Source organism: Actinoplanes campanulatus, assembly GCF_014647795.1.
GTDB classification, from domain to species: domain Bacteria; phylum Actinomycetota; class Actinomycetes; order Mycobacteriales; family Micromonosporaceae; genus Actinoplanes; species Actinoplanes campanulatus.
On record NZ_BMPW01000001.1, the window covers coordinates 556,181 to 582,384 of the forward strand.

The 26,204-nt window shown below is 72.1% G+C and carries 24 protein-coding genes and 1 riboswitch; of the genes, 5 read left to right on the forward strand and 19 right to left on the reverse strand.

The features are described from left to right. Positions 1-15: 15 nt before the first annotated feature. Positions 16-483: a hypothetical protein gene (locus IEZ13_RS02435; RefSeq protein ID WP_229794413.1), complete on the reverse strand. Its 468-nt coding sequence runs from the start codon at positions 481-483 to the stop codon at positions 16-18. Between the two features lie 84 nt (positions 484-567). Between IEZ13_RS02435 and msrB the strand changes: the two genes are divergently transcribed. Continuing rightward, positions 568-966 carry a peptide-methionine (R)-S-oxide reductase MsrB gene (gene msrB / locus IEZ13_RS02440; protein ID WP_183216187.1) on the forward strand — a complete coding sequence of 133 codons (399 nt, stop codon included), beginning with the start codon at positions 568-570 and terminating at the stop codon, positions 964-966. Here msrB and IEZ13_RS02445 read toward each other — a convergent pair. Genes IEZ13_RS02445 through IEZ13_RS02455 form a run of 3 tightly spaced genes read right to left on the reverse strand, consistent with a single transcriptional unit; the run spans position 950 to position 2,488 of the window. Next, positions 950-1,417 carry a dihydrofolate reductase gene (locus IEZ13_RS02445; RefSeq protein ID WP_183216189.1) on the reverse strand — a complete coding sequence of 156 codons (468 nt, stop codon included), beginning with the start codon at positions 1,415-1,417 and terminating at the stop codon, positions 950-952. The two genes, msrB and IEZ13_RS02445, sit on opposite strands and share 17 nt — an antisense overlap. Further along, positions 1,414-2,211 carry a thymidylate synthase gene (locus IEZ13_RS02450; RefSeq protein WP_183216191.1) on the reverse strand — a complete coding sequence of 266 codons (798 nt, stop codon included), beginning with the start codon at positions 2,209-2,211 and terminating at the stop codon, positions 1,414-1,416. The genes IEZ13_RS02445 and IEZ13_RS02450 overlap by 4 nt, the downstream gene beginning before the upstream one ends. A gap of 22 nt (positions 2,212-2,233) precedes the next feature. Next, positions 2,234-2,488 (reverse strand): isoamylase early set domain-containing protein, encoded by a 255-nt coding sequence (locus IEZ13_RS02455; protein WP_183216193.1) that lies wholly within the window; start codon positions 2,486-2,488, stop codon positions 2,234-2,236. 54 nt (positions 2,489-2,542) lie between these two features. On the opposite strand from IEZ13_RS02455, the gene IEZ13_RS02460 reads away from it, so the two are divergent. Next, complete coding sequence (locus IEZ13_RS02460; RefSeq protein WP_183216195.1) at positions 2,543-2,986, forward strand: GNAT family N-acetyltransferase; 444 nt, start codon at positions 2,543-2,545, stop codon at positions 2,984-2,986. On the opposite strand, the gene hemQ is transcribed toward IEZ13_RS02460, so the two are convergent. From hemQ to hemE, 3 genes are all read right to left on the reverse strand, one after another. Beyond that, a complete protein-coding gene (hemQ, locus tag IEZ13_RS02465) occupies positions 2,983-3,684 on the reverse strand; it encodes a hydrogen peroxide-dependent heme synthase (protein ID WP_183216197.1) in 702 nt (233 codons plus the stop codon). The two genes, IEZ13_RS02460 and hemQ, sit on opposite strands and share 4 nt — an antisense overlap. Then, positions 3,681-5,075, reverse strand: coding sequence for a protoporphyrinogen oxidase (hemG, locus tag IEZ13_RS02470; RefSeq protein ID WP_183216200.1), 1,395 nt, complete (start codon positions 5,073-5,075; stop codon positions 3,681-3,683). The genes hemQ and hemG overlap by 4 nt, the downstream gene beginning before the upstream one ends. A gap of 94 nt (positions 5,076-5,169) precedes the next feature. Next, entirely contained in the window at positions 5,170-6,204 is a 1,035-nt protein-coding gene (gene hemE / locus IEZ13_RS02475; RefSeq protein WP_183216202.1) for a uroporphyrinogen decarboxylase, read from the reverse strand. A gap of 81 nt (positions 6,205-6,285) precedes the next feature. Between hemE and IEZ13_RS02480 the strand changes: the two genes are divergently transcribed. Beyond that, positions 6,286-6,852: a DUF3000 domain-containing protein gene (locus IEZ13_RS02480; protein WP_183216203.1), complete on the forward strand. Its 567-nt coding sequence runs from the start codon at positions 6,286-6,288 to the stop codon at positions 6,850-6,852. A 60-nt stretch (positions 6,853-6,912) separates the two neighbouring features. Here IEZ13_RS02480 and IEZ13_RS02485 read toward each other — a convergent pair whose 3' ends face one another. Continuing rightward, positions 6,913-7,941, reverse strand: coding sequence for a S1C family serine protease (locus tag IEZ13_RS02485; protein ID WP_183216204.1), 1,029 nt, complete (start codon positions 7,939-7,941; stop codon positions 6,913-6,915). Positions 7,942-8,085: 144 nt separating this feature from the next. Here IEZ13_RS02485 and IEZ13_RS02490 point away from each other — a divergent pair, with 144 nt between their 5' ends. Continuing rightward, the gene (locus IEZ13_RS02490; RefSeq protein ID WP_183216205.1) at positions 8,086-9,405 is read left to right on the forward strand and encodes an HRDC domain-containing protein; all 1,320 of its coding nucleotides are present in this window, start codon (positions 8,086-8,088) and stop codon (positions 9,403-9,405) included. A 62-nt stretch (positions 9,406-9,467) separates the two neighbouring features. Here the strand turns inward: IEZ13_RS02490 and IEZ13_RS02495 are convergent, their stop codons facing one another. The 9 genes from IEZ13_RS02495 to dxs form a co-directional block, all read right to left on the reverse strand. Then, complete coding sequence (locus IEZ13_RS02495; protein WP_183216206.1) at positions 9,468-10,205, reverse strand: hypothetical protein; 738 nt, start codon at positions 10,203-10,205, stop codon at positions 9,468-9,470. Between the two features lie 142 nt (positions 10,206-10,347). Continuing rightward, the gene (locus IEZ13_RS02500) at positions 10,348-12,408 is read right to left on the reverse strand and encodes a 3-hydroxyacyl-CoA dehydrogenase NAD-binding domain-containing protein (protein WP_183216207.1); all 2,061 of its coding nucleotides are present in this window, start codon (positions 12,406-12,408) and stop codon (positions 10,348-10,350) included. Next, the gene (locus tag IEZ13_RS02505) at positions 12,405-13,601 is read right to left on the reverse strand and encodes a thiolase family protein (protein ID WP_183216208.1); all 1,197 of its coding nucleotides are present in this window, start codon (positions 13,599-13,601) and stop codon (positions 12,405-12,407) included. Before IEZ13_RS02505 ends, IEZ13_RS02500 begins: the two co-directional genes overlap by 4 nt. Positions 13,602-13,716: 115 nt before the next feature. Continuing rightward, positions 13,717-14,919, reverse strand: coding sequence for a sensor histidine kinase (locus IEZ13_RS02510; protein WP_372441809.1), 1,203 nt, complete (start codon positions 14,917-14,919; stop codon positions 13,717-13,719). After that, positions 14,916-15,590, reverse strand: a complete 675-nt coding sequence (locus IEZ13_RS02515) for a response regulator transcription factor (RefSeq protein ID WP_183216210.1) — start codon at positions 15,588-15,590, stop codon at positions 14,916-14,918. The genes IEZ13_RS02510 and IEZ13_RS02515 overlap by 4 nt, the downstream gene beginning before the upstream one ends. 60 nt (positions 15,591-15,650) lie before the next feature. Beyond that, the gene (locus IEZ13_RS02520; RefSeq protein WP_183216212.1) at positions 15,651-16,955 is read right to left on the reverse strand and encodes a PQQ-binding-like beta-propeller repeat protein; all 1,305 of its coding nucleotides are present in this window, start codon (positions 16,953-16,955) and stop codon (positions 15,651-15,653) included. A gap of 24 nt (positions 16,956-16,979) precedes the next feature. Then, entirely contained in the window at positions 16,980-18,332 is a 1,353-nt protein-coding gene (locus IEZ13_RS02525) for an outer membrane protein assembly factor BamB family protein (RefSeq protein ID WP_183216214.1), read from the reverse strand. A 16-nt stretch (positions 18,333-18,348) separates the two neighbouring features. Continuing rightward, the gene (locus IEZ13_RS02530; protein WP_183216216.1) at positions 18,349-19,665 is read right to left on the reverse strand and encodes an outer membrane protein assembly factor BamB family protein; all 1,317 of its coding nucleotides are present in this window, start codon (positions 19,663-19,665) and stop codon (positions 18,349-18,351) included. A gap of 16 nt (positions 19,666-19,681) precedes the next feature. Continuing rightward, positions 19,682-21,595, reverse strand: coding sequence for a 1-deoxy-D-xylulose-5-phosphate synthase (dxs, locus tag IEZ13_RS02535; RefSeq protein ID WP_183216219.1), 1,914 nt, complete (start codon positions 21,593-21,595; stop codon positions 19,682-19,684). A gap of 143 nt (positions 21,596-21,738) precedes the next feature. Further along, positions 21,739-21,821, forward strand: a riboswitch (ZMP/ZTP riboswitch). Between the two features lie 13 nt (positions 21,822-21,834). Here dxs and IEZ13_RS02540 point away from each other — a divergent pair. After that, positions 21,835-22,695, forward strand: coding sequence for a bifunctional 5,10-methylenetetrahydrofolate dehydrogenase/5,10-methenyltetrahydrofolate cyclohydrolase (locus IEZ13_RS02540; RefSeq protein ID WP_183216221.1), 861 nt, complete (start codon positions 21,835-21,837; stop codon positions 22,693-22,695). Positions 22,696-22,870: 175 nt separating this feature from the next. On the opposite strand, the gene IEZ13_RS02545 is transcribed toward IEZ13_RS02540, so the two are convergent. Next, entirely contained in the window at positions 22,871-24,160 is a 1,290-nt protein-coding gene (locus IEZ13_RS02545; RefSeq protein ID WP_183216223.1) for a class I SAM-dependent RNA methyltransferase, read from the reverse strand. Then, positions 24,157-26,178, reverse strand: a complete 2,022-nt coding sequence (locus tag IEZ13_RS02550; RefSeq protein WP_183216225.1) for an APC family permease — start codon at positions 26,176-26,178, stop codon at positions 24,157-24,159. The genes IEZ13_RS02545 and IEZ13_RS02550 overlap by 4 nt, the downstream gene beginning before the upstream one ends. Positions 26,179-26,204 lie beyond the last annotated feature (26 nt).

Here is a 26,204-nt window from a genome sequence, read left to right on the forward strand (position 1 = left end):
CCCCGAGGCGGGTCTTCAGCTCGGAAGACCACCGAAACGGTGACTGCGCCACAAGTGCGACAAAGTGAATACCTTGAGCTCGAACTGTGGATCCGCGGCGAACAGTCCCCCGCTGTACGGAGCGTGCAGTTGCACACTGGCTCCGGTGTCCAGATAGACCGAGACCACGTTGCGGCGGCCGCGCCGCTCGGCCCGCAGGTCCACCACCCGGTGCCAGGGCGCCTCGCCCTCCTCGAAGACGGACGAGGTACGGATCCCGCCGGCGCCCACCTCGACCCCGGTACGCCGCCCGGCCACCATGCCGGCCGCCGCACCGAGCAGCAGCGGCCCACCGATCAGCGCGAGCCACACCCAGCCCGGCGGGCCACTCCGGCCGGGCCAGGCCAGTGCCACGATCACCCCCGTCGTGACACTCGCCACCGCGCTCATCGCGCCGAGATAGAGACCGTGGCCGAGGACCTGCTGCCAGGTCGGCCGGAACATCGCCGGGGATCCACCTTCCATGACCTCTCAACCGGCGCGGTCACCACCTCCGGCGCACGCCGCGTGCGACGTACGGTGGATGGCATGACAACCGATCTACCCACGACCGAGGAGGAGTGGCGGATCCGCCTCTCTCCGGCCGAGTTCCGCGTGCTCCGCGAGGCCGGCACCGAAGCGCCGTGGAGCGGCGAGTATGTGAGCACCAAGACCGCCGGTGTCTACGACTGCCGGGCCTGCGGCGCCCAGCTCTACCCGAGCGACACCAAATTCGACAGTCACTGCGGCTGGCCGTCCTTCGACGACGCCATCCCGGGTGCGGTCAAGGAGATCGAGGACCACAGCCACGGGATGGTGCGCACCGAGATCCGGTGTGCCCGCTGCGACTCGCACCTGGGCCACGTGTTCCGGGGCGAGGGCTTCACCCCGAAGAACACGCGGCACTGTGTGAACAGCCTGTCGATCCGGCTCACGGCCGCCGGCTGAGATCCTCCACCACATAGGTCACGCCGTTCGGCGCCTGGACACGGTCGGCACTGGTGACCCGCCAGTCGTCGCCGAGTTCAGGCGCGAACGCGTCGCCGGGCACCGTCAGGTCGATCCTCGTCCGGACGATGTGCCCGGCCCCCGGGAGGAAAGCGGCATAGATCTGCGAGCCGCCCATCACCCAGAAGTCCTCATATTTCACATCATCGAGGGAATGGATGACCGTGGCGCCCGGGGCCGCCCAGTTCGGGTCGCGGGTGAGGACGATGTTCTCCCGGCCCGGCAGCGGCCGCTTCGGCAGCGACTCCCAGGTGCGGCGGCCCATCACCACCGGCGCGCCCATGGTGCGCTCCTTGAAGACGGCCTGCTCCCCCGGGACCCGCCACGGGATGGTGTTGCCGGCGCCGATCACCCGGTCCCGGGCCTCGGCCCAGATCATGTGGATCGTCATACCGCTACGGGGGCCGGGATCAGCGGGTGGTGCCGGTAGCCGACCACGGTGAAGTCGGCGTACTCGTGCTCGAACAGGCTGGGGCGGGGCGCGATCTCGAGTTCCGGGAACGGGTACGGCTCCCGGGTGAGCTGCTCCCGCACCTGCTCGATGTGGTTGTCGTAGATGTGCACGTCGCCGCCGACCCAGATGAAGTCGCCGGGCTCCAGACCGACCTGGGCCGCGATCATCCGGGTCAGCAGGGCGTAGCTGGCGATGTTGAACGGGACACCCAGGAAGAGGTCGGCGCTGCGCTGGTAGAGCTGGCAGGAGAGCTTGCCGTCGGCCACGTGGAACTGGAACAGCGCATGGCAGGGCGCCAACGCCATGTCCGGGATGTCGGACACGTTCCAGGCGGAGACGATCATCCGCCGGGAGTCCGGATTCTTCTGAATGGTCTCGACCACTTCGGAGAGCTGGTCGATGTCCCCGTTCTTTCCCGGCCACGAGCGCCACTGCTTGCCGTAGACCGGCCCCAGCTCCCCGTCGGCGCCGGCCCACTCGTCCCAGATCGTGACGCCCTGCTCGCGCAGCCACTTCACGTTGGTGTCCCCGCGCAGGAACCAGAGCAGCTCGACCGCGATCGACTTGAAATGCACCCGCTTCGTGGTGATCAGCGGAAAACCTTGGGACAGGTCGTATCGCAGGGTCGCGCCGAAGAGACTCCGCGTCCCGGTGCCCGTGCGGTCACTCTTGGGGGTGCCGGTCTCGAGAACCCGTCGCAAAAGGTCTTCAAATTGGGTGTCGACGGCCATGCGGTGAAAATATCACCGCATCTCAGAGGTGGAGTTCGCAGCCGTCCGGGTCGTCCAGCCACACGCCGTCGGTGGCCAGATAGCGGAACTTGTAGTGGCCCGGGTCGAGCGGCACGCTCACCGTCCGGGTGCCGTTGCGCCGCACCAGGAGTTCGTGCGCCCCCGGCCGCCAGTCGTTGAAGTCGCCGACCACGCTCACCGTGCCGGGCGGCTCGTCAGCCGGGAGGCAGAACGTCACCCGGGTCTTGTTGCCGAACAGTCTGCTGCGCTTGATCATGACGTCCTCCAGCCTTCACCGGTACAACGTCGAAAGCCCACGTATGTTGTGCCGATGCATCCCGAACCTCACGACGAGCTGCGGGTGGCGTCGTTCCGCGATCTCGACACCACCCTCCTCTACGAGATCCTCAAGCTGCGCAGCGAGGTCTTCGTGGTCGAGCAGGAGTGCGCCTACCTGGACCCGGACGGGCGGGACGTCGAACCCGGCACCCGGCACCTGTGGTTCGCGCAGGGCAAGCGGGTCCGGGCCTACCTGCGGATCCTGAGCGACCACGGGGTGGAGCGGATCGGCCGGGTGGTGACCGCCCCGGAGGCCCGCGGCAACGGGCTGGCCGGGCGGCTGATCTCCGAGGCGCTCGCCGTGATCGGCAACCGCCCGGCGATCCTGCACGCCCAGGCCCACCTCGCCGCCTACTACACCCGGTTCGGCTTCGAGCAGTCCGGCCCCGAATACCTCGAGGACGGCATCCCGCACATCCCGATGAAGCGGGATTAAGGCAGGTTCGCCACGATCTCGTTGACCGAGCGGCGCCGGCCGGTGTAGAACGGCACCTCCTCGCGGACGTGCCGACGCGCCCGGGACGCCCGCAGCTCACGCATCAGGTCCAGGATGCGGTGCAGCTCGTCGGCCTCGAACGCCAGCATCCACTCGTAGTCGCCGAGCGCGAACGACGCGACCGTGTTGGCACGGACGTCCGGGTAGCCGCGCGCCTGACGGCCGTGCTCGGCCAGCATCTCGCGCCGCTCCGAGTCGGGCAGCAGGTACCACTCGTAGGAGCGGACGAACGGGTAGACGCAGACGTACTGCCGGGGCTCCTCGTCGGCCAGGAAGGCCGGCAGGTGGCTGCGGTTGAACTCGGCCGGGCGGTGCAGCGCCATCTGCGACCAGACCGGCTCCAGGTGGCGGCCCAGCGCGGTCCGGCGGAACAGCCCGTAGGCGTCCTGGAGCGCGTCCGACGAGCCGGAGTGCCACCACACCATGATGTCGGCGTCGGCACGCAGACCGGACACGTCGTAGGTGCCGCGGATCGTCACGTCCTTGTCGGCCAGCTGCTCGAAGAGCGCGTCCACCTCACCGGCCAGCTCGTCACGGAGTGCGGGCAGCGGCGCGGTCACCCGGAACACCGACCACATGGTGTAGCGGATGGTCGCGTTCAGCTCGTTGATCCGCGCCGCATTCGTCTGTTCGGTCATGTGATCCCCTTCAGGAACGTACTCACATCGTCCGCGGCGCGCTCGCCGCTGGCCACGCACACCGGGATGCCGACACCGTCGAACGCCGCTCCGGCCAGCGCCAGCCCCTCCGGCAGCCCGGCCCGTGCCGCGGCGATCCGGTCGGCGTGACCCGGCGCGTACTGCGGCAGGCCACCGCCCCAGCGCTGCACCCACGCCGCCGCCGGGACCGGCAGCCCCACACCGAGCAGGTCGCTCAGCTCCCGGCGGGCCGTCTCCAGCAGCGCGGCGTCGTCCCGCTGGAGCCGCTCCTCCTCGCCGGACCGGCCGAGCGACACCCGGACGATCACCGGGCCGTCCTCGCGGGCCAGGTGCGGCCACTTGGTGGTGAAGAAGGTGGCCGCCTTGACCAGCGTGCCCTCGCCCGGCGGCACCAGGAACCCGGAGAGGTCCGGCAGCCCGGTCCCGGCCGGCAGGGCCATCGCCGCGAGGGCGACGCTCGCGTAGTCCAGGGCGGCGACCGCGGCGGCCGGCTCCGGCGCGACCTCGCTCAGCAGCCGGGACGCCGGCCTCGCCGGCAACGCCAGGATCACCGCGTCGAACTCTTCGGTCCGCGGCGCGGGCACCGGCCCGGAGACCACCTTCCAAAGACCCTTCCCGGTACGGGTGAGTTCGCGCGCCGGCGCACCGAGGCTGATCCGCGCCCCGCTCGCCGCGGCGGCGGCACCGGCCAGCCGGCTCATCCCGCCCTCGACCGCGGCGAAGACCGGCCGCCCGGGGACCCGGCGACCACGCGCCTGGGCGGCCCGGACCGCGGCGGTCAGGGTGTGCTCGGTCTCCGCGGTGTGCGCCAGCTGCGGCATGGTGACCCGCAGGGACAGCCGGTCGGCGCGGCCCGCGTAGACCCCGCCGAGCATCGGGTCCACCAGCCGGTCCACGACCTCGTCGCCGAACCGCTCGCGGACCAGGGCGCCGACCGCCACGTCGGCGCCGGGCGCCAGCAGGGGGCGGCCGGTGTCCCGGTCGGCGCCGCTCGCCGGCAGCGCCACGCCGTCCAGCGTGGACAGGTCACCGGGGACGCCGACCAGCGTGCCGCCGGGGATGGGAGCGAGACGGCCCCCGAAGGCCAGGGCGGCCGGACGGGCCGCCGGGTGCACCAGGGCGTCGCCGAGGCCGACCCGCCGGGCCAGAACCACCGCCGCGGACTCGCCGCCGTCCGGCGCGCTGTTCAGGAACGACTCGGCGCCGCGCTCGACCGTGCGCCCGCCCAGCTCACCGGTGCTGAGCTTGCCGCCCAGGGCGGGACCACTCTCGAACACCACCACCTCGGCGCCCGGGTGGACATCCCGCAGGCGCACGGCGGCCGCCAGGCCGGCGATGCCGCCGCCGATGACCGCGATCCGCTTCCGCACGCTTCACACACTCCCAGGTTCCGCCGGCCCCCGGCCAGTGGGGTCCGCGTCTGTGACGTGAGACTGCCGCGATCCGGCCCCGTCGCCCAGGGCCCTAAGACCCGGAGACCTCGTGGACCAGGGCGACCAGGCGGGTGAGGATGTCCGGGTCGGTCTCCGGCATCACGCCGTGGCCCAGGTTGAAGACGTGCCCGGGGGCGGCCCTGCCCTGTTCGAGGACCCGGCGGGTCTCCCGCTCGACCGTGTCCCACCCGGCGAAGAGGATCGCCGGGTCCAGGTTGCCCTGCACCGCACGGTCCGGGCCGATCCGCCGGGTGGCCTCGTCCAGCGGGGTCCGCCAGTCCACCCCGACCACGTCGGCGCCGGCCTCGCCCATCGCCTCCAGCAGCACCCCGGTGCCGACGCCGAAGTGGATCCGCGGCACCCCGGCGTCGATCAGGCCGTTCAGCACCGCGGCCGAGTGCGGCATCACGAACCGCCGGTAGTCGGCCTCGGAGAGGGCGCCGGCCCACGAGTCGAAGAGCTGCACGGCGCTCACCCCGGCGTCGATCTGGACCCGCAGGAACGTCAGCGTGATCTCGGCGAGCCGGGCCAGCAGGGCGTTCCACAGCTCGGGTGCGCCGTACATCATGGCCTTGGTCTTCAGGTAGGTCCGCGACGGACCGCCCTCGATCAGGTAGCTGGCCAGCGTGAACGGCGCGCCCGCGAAGCCGATCAGCGGCGTCGCGCCCAGCTCGGCGACCAGCAGCCGCACCGCCTCGGTGACGAAGTCCACGTCGGCCGGGACGATCGGCCGCAGCCGGGCCAGATCGGCCTCGGTGCGCACCGGCTCGGCCACCACCGGGCCGGTGCCGGCCACGATGTCGAGGTCGATGCCGGCCGCCGCGACCGGCACCACGATGTCGCTGAAGAAGATCGCCGCGTCCACGTTGTGCCGGCGGACCGGTTGCAGGGTGATCTCGGTGACCAGGTCCGGCCGGCGGCACGACTCGAGCATGCCGACGCCCTCCCGGATCTTGCGGTACTCGGGCAGCGAACGCCCGGCCTGCCGCATGAACCACACCGGCGTGTGCGGGCCGGGCAGACCACGACACGCCCGGACGAAGGGGGAATCCTGGAGAACCGTCACCGGGCCATGGTGCCATGCCAGTACGGGGGCGCGGCGGCGTGCCGACCCCGGACCGCCGCTAGATCGGCATAGGCTTTCCCCATGGCGTCCCCCTCCGCTGCCCCTGAGGCGTTCACCCGCGCCGTCGCCGGGCTGCGCGCGGAGTCGCCGCGGCCGGAGATCCTGCTCGAGGAGATCGCCGCGCCCCAGCGGCTCGCGCCGTATGCGTTCGCCCTCAGCGCCACCGTGCTTCGCGGCGGTGACGAGGTGGCGAGCGGCCGGCTGATCCTGCTGCACGACCCGGCCGGGCACGAGGCCTGGCAGGGCGACCTGCGCCTGGTCACGCTGATCACCGCGGAGCTGGAGGAGGACCTGGCCTCCGACCCGCTGCTGTCGGCGGTGGCGTGGACCTGGCTGATCGACGGGCTGGAGCAGCACGCGGCGGCGTACACGGCGATCGGCGGCACGGTCACGCAGACCGCGTCCACCCGGTTCGGCGAGCTGGCCGGCCCGGCCCCGACCGCCGACCTGGAGGTGCGCGCCTCCTGGACACCCACCTCCACCGACTTCGGCGCCCATCTGTACGGCTGGTGCGCGATGCTGGCCTCGACGGCCGGCCTGCCGCCACCCGGGGTGGCCTCGCTCACCGACCGGGTCAAATCCGCCTGATCTTGGACGATCGGCCACCGCAAACGGCGGTCAAACGTCCAAGATCACCGAATTCGACGTTCAGCCGTTGCCGCAGGCGCCCAGGGTCTGGCAGGCGGTCTCGATCGGGATGGCCAGGCCGATGCCCTCGGCGTCCCGCGCCTTCGCGGTGGCCAGCCCGACCACCTTCTTGCTGGAGTTGACCACCGGGCCGCCGGAGTTGCCCGGGTTGATCGGGGCGTCGAACTGGATGGTCGGCCCGTCCTCGGCGCCCGGCCGGTAGGCGCTGATCACGCCGGTGGTGACCGAGTCCTCGAGGCCGAGCGGCGCGCCGACGACCATCACCTGCTGACCGGGCTTCACCTCGTCGGCGGCCACACCGAGCGGGGTGATGTCGGCGTTGGTACGCAGCAGCGCCAGATCCCGCCCCTCGCTCACCTTGACGATCGTCGCGTCGATCCGGGTGTTGCCGCGCTCCAGCGACACCGCACGGTCGCCGCCGGTCCACACCTCCTCCACCACGTGGAAGTTGGTGAACAGGTTGGTCCGCCCGTTCGCCTGGCCGACCGCGAACGCCGTACCGGTGAAGTCGCCGGCCCGGACCCGGAACACGCTGGGCAGCACGCTCTTCGCGATGCCCTCCGGGTCGAAGACCGTAGCGAGCTGCTTCTCCAGCTCCTGGCTGCGGCCCTGCTCGGCGTTGACGGCGGAGGCCAGGTCGCTGCTGCTCTGGATCATGGTCTCCACCCGGAACGCCTGCCAGGCGGTGACCAGCAGCAGCGCCGCGACCAGGCCGATGACGATCGTGCGGCCCCGCGCGCGCTTCGGGGCGGGGGCGGGGGCCGGCGCCGGCTCGTAGACCGGCTGCTGCGGCGTCTCGTAGACCGGCTGACTCCACTGCGGCTGTTGTTGCTGCTGCGGCGCCCACTGCGGCTCGGGCGCCCACTGCTGCTGTTGCTGTTGTTGTTGCTGACCCCACGGGTCGTACGCCGGTTGCTGCTGCTGGGGCTGCTGGTTCCAGGAGCGGTCGTCCTCCCAGGCCCACTCCTGGGCGCGCCGGTGCCCGCCTGATCCGTTGGCGGGCGTGAAGGGTTCGAATGGTGCGGTCATCCGGCGCGGCCTCCCCGGGTCTCGGCGCTGCGACAGGTGGTACGGAAGGGAGCGCTGAACGGATGAACTTCGCACGAGATCAAGAATCGACGCGCCGGACCCCGGCTGCGCACGCCAAGGGTGCTACCCCCGTACGGTTACGGAGTGACCGACGAAGCACCCCTGCGCCGTCGGGACTCGCCGGACACGGCAGGAGACGGACCGCACCCAGTGCCGCCCGGCCCGCACGCCGGCGGTCCCGAGGGCGGCCCCGAGGAACCCCGACCCGCGACACCATTGACCGCACCCCGCGACGGCACGCCCCGCCCGGTGGAGACCGAGGCCGAGCTGGCCGAGATCGTCTCCCGTCTGACGGCCGGCAACGGCCCCGTTGCCGTGGACGCCGAGCGCGCCTCCGGATATCGCTACACCCAGCGCGCCTATCTGGTGCAGCTGCGCCGGGCCGGGTCCGGCACCGTGCTGCTGGACCCGCTCCCCCTCGACGATCTACGCACCCTCGACGCGGCCCTCGCCGACACCGAGTGGGTGCTGCACGCCGCGAGCCAGGACCTGCCCTGCCTGGCCGAACTGGGGATGCGACCACGCCGGCTGTTCGACACCGAGCTGGCGGCCCGGCTGGCCGGCTTCGAGCGGGTCGGTCTCGCCGCACTGACCGAGCAGCTGCTCGGCTACTCACTGGAGAAACACCACTCGGCCGCGGACTGGTCGACCCGGCCGCTGCCGGAGTCCTGGCTGACGTACGCGGCACTCGACGTGGAACTGCTCACCGACCTGCGCGACATGCTTGCCGCCGAGTTGGAACAGCAGGGCAAGACGGCGTGGGCGGCCGAGGAGTTCGCCGCGCTGGTCGCCGGCGCGGACCGCCCGCCGCGGGTGCGCCCCGATCCGTGGCGGCGCACCTCGGGCATCCACCGGGTGCGCGGCGCCCGCGCCCAGTCCCGGGTCCGCGCGCTCTGGTACGCCCGCGACGGCGTGGCGGCCCGCCGGGACTCGGCGCCCGGCCGGGTGCTGCCCGACTCGGCGATAGTGGCGGCGGCCGAGGCCGATCCGAAGGATGAGCGCACCCTGCTGGGCATCCCCGGCTTCGGCGGCCGCTCGGTGCGCCGGCTGGCCCGGATCTGGCTGGACGCGCTGGATCAGGCCCGTGCCCTGCCGGACGACGCGCTGCCGGTGAACCAGCCGGTGGACGGGCCGCCCCCGCCGCACCGCTGGGCCGAGCGCGACCCGATCGCGGCGGCCCGGCTGGCCCGGTGCCGGCAGATCGTGGTGGGCACCGCCGAACGGCACAACCTCCCGCCGGAGAACCTGGTCAGCCCGGACTTCGTCCGCCGGCTGGCCTGGTCCCCGCCGGACGAGATCACGTCCCGCACGGTGGGCGACACGCTGCTCGGTTTCGGCGCCCGCAACTGGCAGGTGGTCCTGCTCGCCGACGACCTGGCCGAGGTCCTCCCCGAAACCCTCTGAGCGGTCCGACCTGGAGGATGTGCCGGCCACCAGGACCGGCACATCCCGCCCGACGGTCACACTCAGCTCTTGGTCTCGATCTCGGCGCGCAGCGCCGGGAAGTCCGCACGCACGTCGCCGGCGGTCTTGAAGAACCACATGATCATGCCGACGCTGCCCTCGTCGGCCCAGCCGCAGATCGCCAGGTCGACGCCGGAGGTGCTGCTGGTGCCGCACCGGGCGACACCACCCAGCTCGCCGGTGGAGGCATCGGACACACCGGACACCTCGGCGGACTGGCCGAAGACCCGGAACGACTCGGTGAGCTCCTTCTCCGGGTCGGTGATGGTGGCCTTGGTGGCCAGGGCGGCGACCATGTTCTGCTCGGCGGGCGAGCCGTAGAGGGCGCCGAACGAGCTGGACGCGCCCGGGTAGGCGGCCAGGCTGCTCTCCATCTCCTCGGTGATGGCCGCGAACTGCGGGTCGTCGACGAGGGGCAGGCCGCCCAGCGTCTGCGGCTGCGTGATGGCGATCCGGGCGGCCGCGGCCTCCGCGTCGTCGACCGCGTTCTTGCCGATCAGCACGAGCGTGGCGGCGCCGCCGACGCAGAGCACCAGCCCGATCGCCACCGAGAGCAGGATGATCGGCACGGTCCGGGACTTGGGCTTCTCCGGCGGGAACGGCGGCGGGAAGCCCGGATAGCCCGGCTGCGGGGGCCCGTAGCCGGGTTGCGGCGGACCATAGGGGCCGTACCCGGGCTGCGGCGCGCTGTACCCGGAAGGCGGGTACTCCGGCTGGCCGGACGGCGGAGGGTATGTCATCAACGCTCCATGACTCGTGAAGGTCGGTGGATCTTATCGACGCCGGGGAGCGGGAACGGACCGTTCATGCCGTGAGTAGTCACACCCGTACGCCGAAGGCCCCCGCACTGAGAGTGCGGGGGCCTCCGAAGGGGTTAACCGATCAGGAGCGGACGTTGGCCACGCCGTCCGGCAGGAAACGCTTGCCGGCGACCCGCTCCGCGGTGCCGCTGCGGTCCAGGTACGGCGTGACGCCACCCAGGTGGAACGGGTAGCCGGCGCCAAGGATCATGCACAGGTCGATGTCCTGCGCCTCGGCGACCACACCCTCGTCCAGCATGATCCGGATCTCCTCGGCCAGGCCGTCGAGGGCCTTCTGCCGGACCTCGTCGGCGGTGAGCGGCGCGTCGCCCACCTCGAGGATCTTGATGATCTCCGGGTTGATCTCCTTGTCCACCATCACCGGGAGACGCGAGTCGACGATCCGCTTGAGGTTCGGCGAGTCGACGTAGCGGTCCGGGAAGGCGGCGTGCAGGGTCTCGCCCACGTGGTACGCCACCGCGGGGCCGACCAGCTGGAGCAGCGCGATCGGGCGCATCGGCAGGCCCAGCGGGTCCATCGCCACGTTCACCACGTCCAGCGGGGTGCCGGCGTCGACGGCCTGGAAGATCTCGCTGGTCACCCGGGTGAGCAGGCGGTTGACCACGAACGCCGGGGCGTCCTTGACCAGCACCGAGGACTTCTTCAGCTGCTTGCCGACCTCGAAGGCGGTGGACAGCGTGGCGTCGTCGGTCCTCTCGCCGCGGATGATCTCCAGCAGCGGCAGAACGGCGACCGGGTTGAAGAAGTGGAAGCCGACGACCCGCTCCGGGTGCTCGAGGTCGGCCGCCATCTCGGTGATCGAGAGCGAGCTGGTGTTTGTCGCGAGGATCGCCTCGGGCTTGACGATCTTCTCCAGCTCGGCCCAGATCTGCTTCTTCAGGTCGAGGTTCTCGAAGACCGCCTCGATCACGAAGTCGGCGTCGGCGAAGACGGACTTGTCCACCGAGCCGCTGATCAGCAGGCGCAGCTTGGCCGCGGTGCCCTCGTCCATCCGCTTCTTGGCGACCAGCTTGTCGATCTCGCCGGTCACGTAGGCGACGCCCTTGTCGACCCGCTCCTGGTCCAGGTCGGTGAGGACCACCGGGACCTGGAGGCGGCGCAGGAACAGCAGGGCCAGCTGCGAGGCCATCAGGCCGGCGCCGATGATGCCGACCTTGGTGACCTTGCGGGCCAGCGACTTGTCCGGCACCCCGACCGGGCGCTTGGCCCGGCGCTGGACCAGGTCGAACGAGTACAGGCTGGCACGCGCCTCGTCGCCCATGATCAGGTCGGCGAGGGCCTCGGTCTCGGCCGCGGTGCCGTCCTCGAAGGACGCGTCCTTGGCCAGGGCCAGCAGCTCGACGGCCTTGTTGGCGGACGGGACGGCGCCGTGCAGCTTCTCGTCCAGCATCGCCTTGACGAACTCCAGGACGCCGTCCCAGTCCTTGCGCTCGATCTCCGGGCGCTCGACGGTGACCTCGCCCTTGACCACGCCGGCCGCCCAGGCCAGCGAGTCCTCCAGGAAGTCGGCCGCCTCGAACAGGGCGTCCGCGACACCCATCTCCTTGGCCTGCTTCGGGCGCAGCACCTTCTGCGTCAGCGGGTTCTGGAGGATGACCGTGGCCGCGTTGATGATGCCGATCAGGTTCGGCAGGATCTGCGAGCCGCCCCAGCCGGGGATCAGGCCGATCGCGACCTCGGGCAGGGCGAGCGCCGCCGCGCCGGTGGAGACGGTCCGGTAGTGGCAGTGCAGCGCCACCTCGAGGCCGCCGCCCATGGCCGCGCCGTTCACGAACGCGAACGTCGGGATCTGGCTGTTCTTGAGCCGGGCGAAGACCTTGTGGCCCAGCTCACCCAGCGCGAGGGCCTGCTCGCGCGAGTTGATCAGCGGCATGCCGGTGATGTCGGCGCCGACGCAGAAGATGAACGGCTTCCCGGTCAGCGCGATGAACGACGGGTCCGCCTCGGTGGCCGCGGTGATCGCCTCGTCCAGCGACCGCAGGCCGCCCGGACCGAAGCTGTTCGGCTTCTTGTAGTCGAAGCCGTTGTCCAGCGTGATCAGGGCCGCGGGCTTCTCCAGCCCCGGTACCGGGACCAGACGGAGGATCGCCTTGGTGACTACCTCGTTCGGGTTCTCGATCACTTGGCCGCGCCTTCCCAGTACGGGTTCTCCCAGATAACGGTGCCGCCCATGCCGATGCCGATGCACATCGCGTTGATCCCGTAGCGGACGTCGGGGCGCTCGGCGAACTGCCGGGCGAGCTGGGTCATCAGGCGGATGGCCGAGGACGCCAGCGGGTGGCCGATGGCGATCGCGCCGCCCCACGGGTTGACCCGCGGGTCGTCGTCGGCGATGCCGTAGTGGTCGAGGAAGGCGAGCACCTGCACGGCGAACGCCTCGTTCAGCTCGAACAGGCCGATGTCGTCGATCGTCAGGCCGGCCTTCTTCAGGGCCTTCTCGGTCGCCGGAACCGGGCCGTAGCCCATGATCTCCGGCTCGACGCCGACGAACGCGTAGGACACCATCCGCATGGCGACCGGCAGGCCCAGCTCACGGGCGGTCGCCTCGTCGGCCAGGATCGCCGCGGTCGCGCCGTCGTTGAGACCGGCCGCGTTACCGGCGGTGACCCGGCCGTGCGGGCGGAACGGGGTCTTCAGGGTGGCCAGCTTCTCCAGCGACGTCTGGCGCGGGGCCTCGTCGACGGTGGCCAGGCCCCAGCCCAGCTCGGCGGAGCGGATGGCGACCGGCACCAGGTCCGGCTGGATCTTGCCGTCGGCGTACGCCTTGGCGGTCTTGATCTGGGAGTTCAGGCCGTACGCGTCGGCCCGCTCCTTCGTGATGTGCGGCAGCCGGTCGTGCAGGTTCTCCGCCGTCGAGCCCATCACCAGGGCGGACGGGTCGACCAGCTTCTCGGCCAGGATCCGCGGGTTGGGGTCGACGCCCTCGCCCATCGGGTGGCGGCCCATGTGCTCGACGCCGCCGGCGATGGCGATGTCGTACGCGCCCATCGCGATCCCGCCGGCGACGTTGGTCACCGCGGTCATGGCGCCCGCGCACATCCGGTCGACGGAGTAGCCGGGGGTGGTCTTCGGCAGACCGGAGAGCAGCGCGGCGGTCCGGCCGAGCGTCAGGCCCTGGTCGCCGATCTGGGTGGTGGCCGCGATCGCGACCTCCTCCACCTTCTCCGGCGGGAGGTTGGGGTTTCGCTTCAGCAGCTCTCGCATGCAGCGGATCACCAGGTCGTCGGCGCGGGTCTCGGCATACATGCCGCCCGCCTTGCCGAACGGGGTGCGGACGCCGTCGACGAAGACGACCTCGCGTACTTCACGGGGCACAGCAAGCCTCCTTGCGGGCGTGAACCCAAATGTGTCGGCAATGCTACTCGCCAGTAACTAGTGGCGGCCAGGCCCATCGGGAAAAGGTCACAACCCGGGCTTGCCGGGCGACGTCTCAGCCGGCGCGGGGGACGCTCGCGGTGGCCGACACCACCGGGGTGGTGTCGGCGGCCGGCAGGGCGACCGTGACCTCCAGCCCGCCGCCCTCCAGGGCCACCGCCGACACGGTGCCGCCGTGCGCGTCGCAGACCGCCCGCACGATGGAGAGACCCAGGCCCGAGCCGCGGGAGCCGGTGCGTTCCCAGCCGCCCCGCTGGAACGGCTCGAACAGGCCCGGCACATCGCCCGGTTCCACCTCGTAGCCGGTGTTGCCGACCACCAGCCGGGCTTGGCCGCCCACCGACTCGGTCCGCAGCCACAGCTGCCCGAGCAGGTGGTTGTAGCGGATCGCGTTCTCGATCAGGTTCCCGGCCAGCCGGTCCAGCAGGCTCGGGTCGCCGACCACCGGGGCCGGCGCCAGTTCCGTGCTGACGTCGAGCTTGAGGCGCTCGGCCTCGGCCTTCACCGCGGACAGCGCGTTGTAGACGCTGGTCGCCAGGTCGGCCGGCACCTTGCGGACCAGCCGGCGGCCGGATTGCGCCTCCGACCGGGCCAGCACCAGCAGCGCGTCGACCAGCCCGTTGGCCCGCTCCGAGGCGTTGCGGACCACCTTGGCCATCCGCCGGTACTCCGCCACGTCGGCCTCGTCGTCACTGAGCGTCACGTCGATCTCGGTCCGCATCACCGCGAGCGGGGTGCGTAGCTCGTGCGACGCGTTCGCCACGAACCGCTTCTGCGACTCGAACGCGGCGGTCAGCCTGTCCAGCATGGCGTCGAAGGTCCGGGCCAGCTCGGCCACCTCGTCGTCCGCGCCCGAGTAGCGGATCCGCTGGTCCAGGGTCTCCTCGCCGAGCCGCTGCGCGGTCTGGGTCACGTAGTGCAGGGGGCGCAGCGCCCGGCCGGCCATCAGGTACGCCAGGGCGACGCCGATGAGGCCGACCGCGATCAGCGCGCTGAAGCCCTTGACCAGCACCTCGCGGGAGGCCTGCGCGACCATCTCGGTCTGCCAGACGATCGCCTCCTGGGTGCGCCCGTCGCGCAGGGTCACCGTGGAACCGGTCCGCAGCTCATCGACCGGGTGCAGCGACTCACTGACCATCAGCCAGGCCAGCAGCACCAGGATCACCCCGGCGCCGACCAGCAGGATGCCGTTCAGCAGGGTGAGGCGCAGCCGCAGGGTGGGGCGCATCCGGCCGCGGTCACCGGGGTAGACGGTCACGAGGCCACGACCGGTACGGCGATCCGGTAACCGGCGCCCACCACCGTCTCGACCAGCGGCGGATCACCCAGCTTCTTCCGCAGGGTGTTGATCGTCACACGGACGGTCGTGGTGAAGGGGTCGGTGTTGGCATCCCACACCCGGTCCAGCAGCTCCTCGCTGGAGACCACCCCGCCCTTGGCCTTGAGCAGCTCCTCGAGAACGCAGAACTCCTTGTTGGTGAGCTCCAGCGGCGCCCCGCTCCGGGCCGCCACCCGGCGGGACTGGTCCAGCACCAGATCGCCGGCGGTGAGCACCGGGGGCGCCACCGGGGTGGCCCGCCGGCCCAGCGCCTGCACCCGGGCCACCAGCTCCTTGAAGTCGAACGGCTTGGCCAGGTAGTCGTCGGCGCCCAGCTCCAGGCCCTCCACCTTGTCGTCCACCGACGAGCTGGCGGTCAGCATCAGCACCCGGGTCAGCGTGCCCGACTCGACCAGGGCCGCACAGATCTCGTCGCCGTGCATGCCGGGCAGGTCGCGGTCGAGGACGACCACGTCATACCGCGTCACGTAGGCCATCTCGTGACCCTGGAGTCCGTCGTAGGCGACGTCCACCGCCATCCCCTTGCGGCGCAGGCCCCGCGCGATCGCGTCGGCCATGTCCCGCTCGTCCTCCACCACCAGCACACGCACCGCAGACCTCCTGAAACACCCCGGCCGTACGTGCAGGCTACCCAGCCCCGGCCAGCGGCGTCAGAGGCGCCAGACCGCGGCCGACGCGTCCAGCCGGCGGCAGATCAGCACGCCCGAACTGAACCGGCAGTCACCGGCGATCCACGCCGCCGCACCGAGCAGGCGGACCTTTCCGGTGGTCAGATCGAGCACCCCGTACCGCATGGTGTTGTCGATCGAGAGGATGCGGTGGACGTAGGCCGTGCCGGGCCGCGGACCGGGACCACCGTTGATCCAGGCGCCCGCCCGGGCGGTGATCCGGCCGGTACGCGAGTCGAGCACCGACAGCTCCGCATCCCCCCGGCTCGCCGCGCCCAGCAGCACGTGGTCGCCGAGCGGCTCGTGGCGGTCCCAGCCGTCCTGCCGCCACACCTGGCGCCCGGTGGCCGGGTCGATGCCGGCAAGGCCGTTCTCCAACTCCACGGCGCAGATCATCGGATGGCAGTCGAGCAGGTACCCGTCCGGGCCGACCAGCGGCCCGCCCCGCCAGCGCTCGGCCAGGGTGGTGTCGTCGTAGGCGATCGAGTCGCCGCCACGCGTGATCATGAGGAGGCCGCCCGCCACCCGGAGCACGGTGTCCCGGTCCACCGGCAGCGACGTGCGGGTGGTCGCGGTGATCCGGCCGCTACGCGTCTCCCGCGCCTCCAGCCGCCCGTCCGGCCACAACGTGTAGACGAGGCCCGGAAACCCGGTGTAGAAGTAGCCGGTCCGCAGCGCCCACCCGCCCGGCCGTGGCGGTGGCGACACCGTCCAGCGGGGCTTCCCGGTCGCCGGATCGAGCCCGTGCAAGGGCGCCAGGCCGGGATCGGTGGTGTCGTCGTAGACCAGCGCCGTGCTCCGGTCGCCGGAGAGGCCGAACATGCCGGCCGCCCGTTGCCAGAGCGGCTCGGCCGACCCGGCCCGCACCCCGATCAGACCTGTCGCCCCGGACGGTGTGGCGGACGCGATGAGCAGGAGGCCGTCGCCGGCGTCGGTGAGGGAGAGGACGTCCCCCGCGATCGGGGCCGTCCAGGTGCCGGACAGGGTCATTCCGGGCAGCGCGAAGGCGCGGATGGTGTGGGTCCGCACCTCGCCGCCGATCGGCTCGCCGGGCCCGATCAGGTAGAGCCGGTCACCGTCCACCCGGATCGCGTCGCGCAGCGTGAGCGGGATGACCTGGGGCGGCGGCGGGGGCACCGCGGGCGGCACCGCGCCACCGAGCGCGACCAGCAGGAACACCGCGAGCGGGCCCAGGATCCACCGGTACGGCAGCGGGGCGCGCGGCAGCACGGCCTCGTCCGGCGCACCGGCCGGCACCTCGCCGAGGTCGATCACGCGGTCCCGCACGTCGCCCCCTGGTCCGGCAGACGGTCAAGCCCGGTACGCCCAGACCCGCAGGCCCCCGGTGTCCCGACAGACTACGTATCGATCGTCACCGACGCACTCGTTGCCCGGGAAGCCGGTCGTCCCGAGCACCGTGACCTCGGACTGACCGGGCAGCACGATGCCGAACGTCTTCCCGCCGCCACTCTCGTAGCGGCGTAGCAGCAGCATCCGCTCGGGCGGGCCGTCGACCGCCTCGGTCCAGCCCCGCAGGTTGACCCGCGGCGCTCCGGTGCCCCGGTCGACCAGGTGGGCAGGGGCGCCCGTCTCCCCGTCGGCGAACAGCACCCCGCCGGCCCGTGCTATCAGGCGCATGTTCGCCGGCACGTACCACTGCGGATCGCCGGTGACCGGGTCCAGCACGGCGGTCTGGGTCTTGACGCGGGAGCAGAGCAGTCCGTCGCAGTCGGCCGGGGCGGGGTCGTCGACGATCTCCCGTTTCCACCGGCGCTCCAGCGTGCGGGCGTCGTAGCCCAGTTGCACGTTCACACCCTGGTAGCCGACCAGGGCCAGGTCGCCGAGCACCGACGCGGTGCTCGGCCCGGCGCCGTCGACCTGCGGCAGCGGCTTCTCGCGCAGCACCCGGCCGGTCGCCGCGTCCAGCAGGGTGAGCCGCTCGGAGGCGGTGACCAGGACGGCCCGCGGCGAACCCGCGACCGGATCGGCGGTGACCGAGCCGGGCGACGACGAGGTCCACAGCGTCTCCCCGGTGCCCAGGTCCAGGCCACGCACCTCGGTGCGCTCCGGCGGCTCGGTGTGCGGCTGCCCGTCGGCCGAGAAGTAGAGCATGCCCGGGTCGCCGGACTCCTGGTCGTAGAGCGTGCCGGGCCGGAAGATCCGGTCCACCGTGAACGCGGTGTCGCCGGCCGTGGTGACCCGGCCCGCCGAGGTCCAGAGGGTCCGCCCGTTCTCCGGGTCCAGGGCCGTGGTCGGGCCCGGCCCGTCGGTGACCAGCAGCACCCCGCCGGCCGCCCGCACCGAGACCGGCCCGAAGATACCGCTCGCCGGGTCGTGGTCGGCGCTGACCGGCAGCGCGGCGCTCCACATCCGGTACGGCTCCGGCTTCGGCGCCCAGGCGGTCAGCGTCCGCTCCGGACCGGAGGAGACGATCGTGAAGAGCCGCCCGCCGGCCAGCTGGATCGGCGCGTCGGTGCCGGCCGAGGCCGGGATCAGGCCCAGATAGCGCCAGAACGTGCCGCCCGGGAGGGCCGCGCCGCCCAGCGTCATGGCGAGGGCGGCGGACAGGATCAGGCCGAGGTGCCGGTAGCGCCATGGGGGCGGGGTACGGCGGGGCGGTTCCGGATCGAGCGGGGCGTCGCGGTCCAGCTCGATCAACGTCACGCCGTGTCCTCCTCGCTCACGCCGTCCGCGGCCGGTACGCCCAGACGACCAACTCCCCGTACACCGACCGGCAGATCAGCCGCTCCGGGGCGGTCTGACACTCCCCGGTGCCGGTGGGCAGCTCGGCGAGCAGGCGCGGGTGGGGCAGGCCCGGGGCCGCGACGGCGACCATCGTACGCGGGCCCGGCCCGATCTCCCTGGTCACGAGCAGCTCCCCGCCGACGGCCGCCCCGCCGACCGGCCGCCACCCGGTCAGGTCGACCAGCATCCGCCCGGTCCGGGCGTCGACCACCCCGGCCGGGTACTCGGGGCCGTCGGCGTACGCGATCAGGCCGGCGCCGGAGTCCTCGACGGATCGCCAGCCGGGCCGGTGCCAGCGCTGGTCGCCGGTGGCCGGGTCGATGGCCCGCACCCCGTCCAGCCCGATGAGGCAGGCCAGCGGCCCGCACGCCCGGACCTCCCGGGTGCCGGTGGCCGGCTGGGTCCACATCGGCCGCAGGGTCAGCGGGTCGTACGCGGAGATCTCGATCCCGGACGGCCCGGGGTGCCGCAGCAGCACCACGCCACCGGCGACCACCGGGTTCTCCGGGTCGTAGTTGGCGGGCGGCATCCGGTGCACGGCCAACGGGGTGCCGGTCGCCACCTCGTACAGGTGGGCCGTCAGGTCGTCCCGGACGAGCAGCAGCCGGCCGGGTCCGCCGGGCGGGCCGGGCACGGCGACCAGCACGGCGGTGGACGGCACCCAGAGCCGCCAGCGCGCGCCCCCGCCGGCCGGATCGAGCATCTCGATCCACTTCTCGACCCGGCGGCCGCTGCCGGACAGGCTGCGCACGCCCTCGACCGCGAGCATCAGGTCGTCGCCCGGGAAGGTGATCACGTTGCGCTCGTTGTGCCAGGTGCGGGCGCCGGTCCGCAGGGACACCGCGGTGGTCCCGGGTTCGCCCCGGCCCGGCGCCCAGGGGCGCAGCAGCACCTGCCCGCCGCCGGTGCGCAACCGGTAGACCGGGATGTCCTGCGCGACCCGCCACTGCTGCTCGCCGGTCGCCAGGTCGTAGGAGCTCAGCTCGCCGGCCCGCTGGATGACCAGGCGGCCGTCGCTGGTCAGGGTGTCCGGGTCGCCGGGGCTGATCGCCAGCCGGAGCAGCTCGGACAGCGGCGGGCCGGGCGGCGGCGCCGCGGCCGCGACGGAGAAGAGCAACAGGACGGCGAGGAGGGCCGGACCGAGCCAGAGCGGCGTGGTCCGCCGCTCCGGCCGGTGGTACGTCTCCGGCTCACCCCGCTCCAGCCCCAGGTCGATGACGACCGGTTTTCTGGAAGCGGTGTCAGCGCTCATCCACCAAAGGTAACAATTATGTAACGGGAATGCTCGCCTCAAGGCTCGACGCCCACTCGGTCACGTCCCGCGCGATGTCCTGCGCGGTCAGGCCCAGGGCGGTGAGGATCTCGGCGCGGCTGCCGTGCGGGTGGAACCCGGCCGGCACACCGAAGTCCCGCAGCGGGGTGGCCACGCCGGCGTCCCGCAGCGCGCTGGCCACCGCGTCGCCCACACCACCGGTGCGAACGCCGTCCTCCAGGGTGACCACGGCCCGGTGCTGGGCGGCCAGACCGGTCAGCTCGATCGGCACCGGGCGGACCCAGCGCGGGTCGACGACGGTCACTCCGTACCCCTGCTCGGTGAGCCGCTCCGCGGTGTCCAGCGCCAGCCCGACGAAGGAGCCGACGGCGACGAGCAGGATGTCCTCGCGGTCGCCCTCGCGCAGCACGTCGACCTGGCCCACCCGGCGCAGCGCCGGGGTGTCCGGGGCGACCGAGCCGGTCGGGAACCGCACGATGGTCGGCCCGTCGTCGACCGCGACCGCCTCGCGCAGCTCCTCGCGCAGGGTGGCGGCGTCCCGCGGGGCGGCGATCCGCAGCCCCGGGACCACGCCGAAGACGCTCATGTCCCACATGCCGTAGTGGCTCGGCCCGTCCGGCCCGGTGATGCCGGCCCGGTCCAGCACGAAGGTCACCGGCAGCCGGTGCATCGCCACGTCCAGCAGGACCTGGTCGAAGGCCCGGTTCAGGAACGTCGCGTAGACCGCCACCACCGGGTGCAGGCCGCCCATCGCCAGGCCGGCCGCGGAGGTGGCCGCGTGCTGCTCGGCGATGCCCACGTCGTACGTCCGCTCCGGGTACTTCTTCGCCAGCGCCGCGATGCCGGTCGGCTCGGCCATCGCCGCGGTGATGCCCACGATGTCCGGGCGCTCGTCGGCGATCCGGACCAGCTCCTCGGAGAACACCTTGGTCCACTTGAGCGTCGGCGCGGCCAGCAGCTTGCCGGTCTCCACGTCGAAAGCGCTGCCCGGGCCGTGCAGGCAGTCCGCCTCGTCCTGCTCGGCGGGGCGGTAGCCGTAGCCCTTCCTGGTGACCGCGTGCACGATGACCGGGGCGTTGAAGCCCTTGGCCCGGCGCAGCGCCGACTCCATGGCCTGCTGGTCGTGGCCGTCGACCGGGCCGATGTACTTCAGGCCCAGGTCCTCGAACATCGGCTGCGGGCTGATCGCGTCCTTGATGCCCTTCTTGACCGCGTGCAGCACCTCGAAGACCGGCTTGCCCACCACCGGGGTCTGGCCCAGCGCGTCCTTGACCAGGTCGAGCACCTTCTCGTAGCCCGGGTTGAGGCGCAGCGTGGACAGGTGGTCGGCGAGCCCGCCGATGGTCGGCGCGTAGGAGCGGCCGTTGTCGTTGACCACGATCACCAGGCGGTTGCGGGTGGCCGCGATGTTGTTCAGCGCCTCCCAGCACATGCCGCCGGTCAGCGCGCCGTCACCGACGACCGCCACCACGTGCCGGTCCTCGCCACGCAGCGTGAACGCCTTGGCGAGTCCGTCCGCGTACGACAGGGCGGTGGAGGCGTGCGAGTTCTCGATCAGGTCGTGCTCGCTCTCCGCCTGGCTCGGGTAGCCGGTCAGGCCACCGCGCTGGCGGAGCAGGTCGAAGCCGTCCTGCCGGCCGGTAACGATCTTGTGAACATACGCCTGGTGGCCGGTGTCGAAGAGGATCTTGTCGCGCGGGGAGTCGAAGACGCGGTGCATCGCCAGGGTCATCTCGACCACGCCCAGGTTCGGACCCAGATGACCGCCGGTCCGCGAGACCTTGGCCACCAGGAAGTCACGAATCTCGGCCGCGAGCAGGATCAACTGCTCCGCGGTCAGTCGCTTGAGATCACCGGGTTCGGTGATGCTGCTCAGCAGGCCGGCCGGGGTCGAGGGGGAGTCACTCATGAGGGCAGAGTCTATCGGTGCCCCGCCGCGACGCGACTTGAGCGAACGGACCGTCACCAATCCTCCACACAATTGGAACCTCCCCCGACCGGCGCGAACCGGACCCCCGGCTGGTTCTCCGGCGCGACCTTCGGGCATCCTGGAAGGCACACAGCGACTGGCGGCACGGGGATGGTCCAACCATCGGGGAGCTCGTCACGAGGAGTCGACCGCCTGGGCTCCCCGCACGAGGAGTCCACATGTCCACCGCACGTCTGCTGCCCGGCGCCCCGGTCGCCGAATCGGTCCTCAACGACGTCCGCGAGCGTGTCGCACGTCTCCAGGACCGCGGCATCCAGCCCAGCCTCGCCACCATCCTGGTCGGTGACGACGACGCCAGCGCCGGCTACATCCGGATCAAGCAGAAGCAGGCCGCCGAGCTCGGCTTCTCCTCCCCGCACCAGCACCTGAGCGGCGACGTCACCCAGGCCGACCTGCTCGAGGTGATCGCCGGGTTCAACGACGACAAGAACGTGCACGGCGTCCTCATCCAGTACCCGATCCCGGCCCACCTGGACTACGACGCGGCCTTGCAGACCCTCGACCCGGACAAGGACGTCGACGGCATGCACCCGCTCAACATGGGCCGGCTCGCCGTCGGCCTGCCCGGCCCGCTCCCCTGCACCCCGGCCGGCATCGAGGCGCTGCTCGCCTTCCACGGCATCGAGATCGCCGGTCGCGAGGTGGTCATCCTGGGCCGCGGCGCCACCCTGGGCCGCCCGCTCGCCATGCTGCTGGCGCAGAAGCGCCCGACCGCCAACGCCGCCGTCACCGTGGTGCACACCGGCGTCAAGGACTGGCCCCGCTACACCCAGCGGGCCGACGTCCTGATCGCCGCGGCCGGCGTCCCCGGCATCGTCAGGCCCGAGCACGTCAAGCCCGGCTCGGTCGTCATCGGCGCCGGCGTCCGCTACGAGGGCCGCCGCCTCCTCCCGGACGTCGACGAATCCTGCGCCGAGGTGGCCGGCGCCATCACCCCCCGCGTCGGCGGCGTCGGCCCGACCACGGTCGCCATGCTCTTCCGCAACGCGGTCACGGCCGCAGAACGAGCCAACCCTTAAATCCCTTCATCGGTACGGGCCGGCCCGCACCCGCCGAATCCACCCCGTCCCGCCGGCTCCGGCGATCTCACTGCCGGGGCACGCCTGTGCCGCCCCCGCCGGGCTTAGATCGGTGGTCAAGCCTGACCGGGCGGCTAGCGCCGCACGGGCCACCCCACCGGGTCCGGCTGGCCCGTCATCGGGCGCCGGAGGGTGGGGTCAGGTGGGCGACGCACTCGACGTGCTGGGTCATCGGGAAGCAGTCGAAGGCCCGCACAGTCTCGACGCGCCAGCCCTCGGCACGGAACGTCTTCAGGTCACGGGCCAGGGCGGCCGGGTCGCAGGCCACGTAGGCGACGGCCCGCGGACGGGCCGCCGCGACGGCCCGGACCACCCGGGCGCCGGCGCCGGCCCGGGGCGGGTCGAGGACGACCAGGTCGACCGGGCCGGTGACACGGCGCCGGGACAGCGCCACCTCCACGCGGGCCTCGACGATGTCCAGGTGGGGCAGGTCGGCCAGGTTGGCGCGGGCGGCGGCCACCCCGGCCGCGGACGACTCGACGACGGTCACCCGGGCACCGGTCCGCCCGGCGATCGCGGCGGCGAACAGGCCGGCGCCCCCGTACAGATCCCAGGTGGTCTCCCCGGCGGCCGGCCGCAGCATCTCCAGGACCGCCGTGACCAGGGTGTCCGCGGCCTGCGGGTGGACCTGCCAGAAGCCCTGCGGCGGGATCCGCCAGGCCCGCCCGGCCGCCTGCTCGGTGACCTCGGCCGGTCCGGCGAGCCGGATCAGCGAGCCGCCCTCCGGCGCCTCCCCGAGGTCGTCGCCGTGTGCTGGGCCGGCCGTGCCGGACGGGCGGCCCAGCACCGCGACGTCCCCGCCGGTGGAGGCGACGGCCTGCACCGCGTCCACGCCGGGCCAGTCCTCGTCGAGCACGTCCAGGTCCTGGATGGCCGGATGGGCGATCCGGCAGCGGTCGATCGGCACCACCTGGTGCGACCGGTGCTGCAACAGCCCGGGACGCCCGGCCGCGTCGATCGCGTACCGCACCCGGGTCCGCCATCCGAGCAGCGGATCCTTGGCGGGCAGCGGCTCCACCCGTACGAATATGCCCTCGGGGTCGAGGCCGGCCAGACGGACCAGCTGTTCCCGGACCACGTCGGCCTTCCACCGCAACTGGGCCTCGCCGGAGGCGTGCTGGAGGTCGCAGCCGCCGCACCCGCCCGGATGGGCGTAGGGGCACGGCGGGGTGACCCGGTCCGGGGACGGCTCGTGGATCTCCACGGCGTCGGCCCGCAGGTAGCCGCGGTGCAGCTCGGTGATCTCGGCGGTGACCCGCTCGCCGGGCAGGGCGTGCCGGACGAAGATCACCCGTCCGTGCGGGCCGCCGAGCCGGGCGACGCAGTGCCCGCCGTGCGCGGGCGCGCCCACGGTGACCTCGACCCGGTCCCCCTCGACCAGGTCGTCGATGATCGCACCGGTCATCGTGGCGCCTCGTCTTCCTCGTCGTGGATACGCGGCCCACGGGCCGGCGCCCGGGTGAGCCCCCGGTCCATCCGGTCGAGGTCGCGGTCCTGGCTGGAGCGCAACTGCCAGGGCACGCTGGTGACCATCACGCCGGGTTCGAACAGCAGCCGGCCCTTGATCCGCAGCGCGCTCTGGTTGTGCAGCAGGTTCTCCCACCAGCGGCCCACCACGTACTCCGGGACGAAGACGGTGACCACGTCGCGCGGTGACGCCCGCCGGGTGTTCTTCACGAAGTCGATGATCGGCCGGGTGATCTCCCGGTACGGCGAGTCGACCACCGTGAGCGCGACCGGCAGCTGCCGCCGTTCCCACTCGGCCTGGATGGCGCGGGTGTCGTTGTCGTCGACGTTGACGGTGACCGCGGTGAGCGTGTCCGGCCGGGTGGCCTGCGCGTAGGCGAGCGCACGCAGGGTCGGCTGGTGCACCTTGCTGACCAGCACGATGGCGTGGTTGCGGGACGGCAGCACGGGCCGCTCGTCGGTGGGTTTGAGCTCCTCGGCGACCCGGGTGTAGTGCCGATGGATGGCCACCATCAGCCCGTAGATCACGATCATGGCGGCGATCGCGATCCACGCCCCGAGCAGGAACTTGGTGATCAGGACGACGATGAGCACGGCGCCGGTGAGGATCATGCCGAACGTGTTGATCCCCCGGGACCGGATCATCTGCCGGCGCCGGAGCGGGTCGCGCTGGGTCCGCAGATGCCGGTTCCAGTGCCGGATCATGCCGGCCTGGGACAGCGTGAACGACACGAACACGCCCACGATGTACAGCTGGATCAGCCTGGTGACCTCGGCCTCGAAGGCCACGATCAGCACCATGGCGGCGCCCGCCAGGAAGAGGATGCCGTTGCTGAAGGCCAGCCGGTCGCCGCGGGTGTGCAGCTGGCGGGGCAGGTAACGGTCCTGGGCGAGGATCGAGCCGAGCACCGGGAAGCCGTTGAAGGCGGTGTTCGCGGCCAGGAAGAGGATCAGGGCGGTGACCGCGCCGACCACGTACAGCAGGAACGAACCGGATCCGAAGACGGTCTCGGCGAGCTGCGTGGTGACCGTCTTCTGGACGTAGCCCTCGGACGCGGCGTTCGGCACGATCTGGAGGAGCGGATCCTCCACATACTGCAACTTCGTGCGCTGGGCCAGCAGGATGATGCCGGAGAGCATGACGATCGCGAGCCCGCCGAGCAGCATCAGGGTGGTCGCCGCGTTCTTGCTCTTCGGCTTCTTGAAGGCGGGCACCCCGTTGGAGATCGCCTCCACGCCGGTGAGCGCGGCGCAACCCGAGGAGAACGTCCGGAGCAGCAGGAAGGCGAACCCGATCTGGGTCAGATGGTGTTCCTCGGCGTCGATCGTCAGGTCCGCGCTGGGCGCCCGCAGGTCGTCGCCGAGCACGAAGACCCGGAACACCCCGATGACGATCATGCCGACGATGACCACGATGAACAGGTAGGTGGGGACCGCGAAGGCCGCGCCGGACTCCCGCAGGCCACGCAGGTTGAGCGCGCTGAGCACGACGATCGCGAGGATGGCGATGGGCACCTTGTGGGTGGCGACCCAGGGGACCACCGAGCCCAGGTTGCTCACCCCGGAGGAGATCGACACCGCGACCGTGAGGATGTAGTCGACCAGCAGTGCGCTGGCGACGCCGAGCCCGGCCTTCGGCCCGAGGTTGACCGTGGCCACCTCGTAGTCGCCGCCGCCGGACGGGTAGGCGTGCACGTTCTGCCGGTAGCTGGCGACCACCGTCACCATCACCACCGCGACGGCCAGCGTCACCCAGGGCGAGAAGGCGTACGCCGCGGCGCCGGCGATGGACAGCGTCAGCAGGATCTCGTCGGGCGCGTACGCCACGCTGGACAGCGCGTCGCTCGCGAAGACCGGCAGGGCGATCCGCTTGGGCAGCAGCGTGTGCTGCAGCTTGTCCGAGCGGAACGGCCGGCCCAGGAGCAGCCGTTTGGCTAGAGAGGTGGTACTTGCCACGAGTGCCAAGCGTACGGGCGGACCTT

Excerpts from the sequence above, each read along its gene's own strand:
- IEZ13_RS02435 (WP_229794413.1), bottom strand. The coding sequence starts at position 483 with ATGTTCCGGCCGACCTGGCAGCAGGTCCTCGGCCACGGTCTCTATCTC.
- msrB (WP_183216187.1), top strand. The coding sequence starts at position 568 with ATGACAACCGATCTACCCACGACCGAGGAGGAGTGGCGGATCCGCCTC.
- IEZ13_RS02445 (WP_183216189.1), bottom strand. The coding sequence starts at position 1,417 with ATGACGATCCACATGATCTGGGCCGAGGCCCGGGACCGGGTGATCGGC.
- IEZ13_RS02450 (WP_183216191.1), bottom strand. The coding sequence starts at position 2,211 with ATGGCCGTCGACACCCAATTTGAAGACCTTTTGCGACGGGTTCTCGAG.
- IEZ13_RS02455 (WP_183216193.1), bottom strand. The coding sequence starts at position 2,488 with ATGATCAAGCGCAGCAGACTGTTCGGCAACAAGACCCGGGTGACGTTC.
- IEZ13_RS02460 (WP_183216195.1), top strand. The coding sequence starts at position 2,543 with ATGCATCCCGAACCTCACGACGAGCTGCGGGTGGCGTCGTTCCGCGAT.
- hemQ (WP_183216197.1), bottom strand. The coding sequence starts at position 3,684 with ATGACCGAACAGACGAATGCGGCGCGGATCAACGAGCTGAACGCGACC.
- IEZ13_RS02480 (WP_183216203.1), top strand. The coding sequence starts at position 6,286 with ATGGCGTCCCCCTCCGCTGCCCCTGAGGCGTTCACCCGCGCCGTCGCC.
- IEZ13_RS02485 (WP_183216204.1), bottom strand. The coding sequence starts at position 7,941 with ATGACCGCACCATTCGAACCCTTCACGCCCGCCAACGGATCAGGCGGG.
- IEZ13_RS02495 (WP_183216206.1), bottom strand. The coding sequence starts at position 10,205 with ATGACATACCCTCCGCCGTCCGGCCAGCCGGAGTACCCGCCTTCCGGG.
- IEZ13_RS02530 (WP_183216216.1), bottom strand. The coding sequence starts at position 19,665 with ATGAGCGCTGACACCGCTTCCAGAAAACCGGTCGTCATCGACCTGGGG.
- dxs (WP_183216219.1), bottom strand. The coding sequence starts at position 21,595 with ATGAGTGACTCCCCCTCGACCCCGGCCGGCCTGCTGAGCAGCATCACC.
- IEZ13_RS02540 (WP_183216221.1), top strand. The coding sequence starts at position 21,835 with ATGTCCACCGCACGTCTGCTGCCCGGCGCCCCGGTCGCCGAATCGGTC.
- IEZ13_RS02545 (WP_183216223.1), bottom strand. The coding sequence starts at position 24,160 with ATGACCGGTGCGATCATCGACGACCTGGTCGAGGGGGACCGGGTCGAG.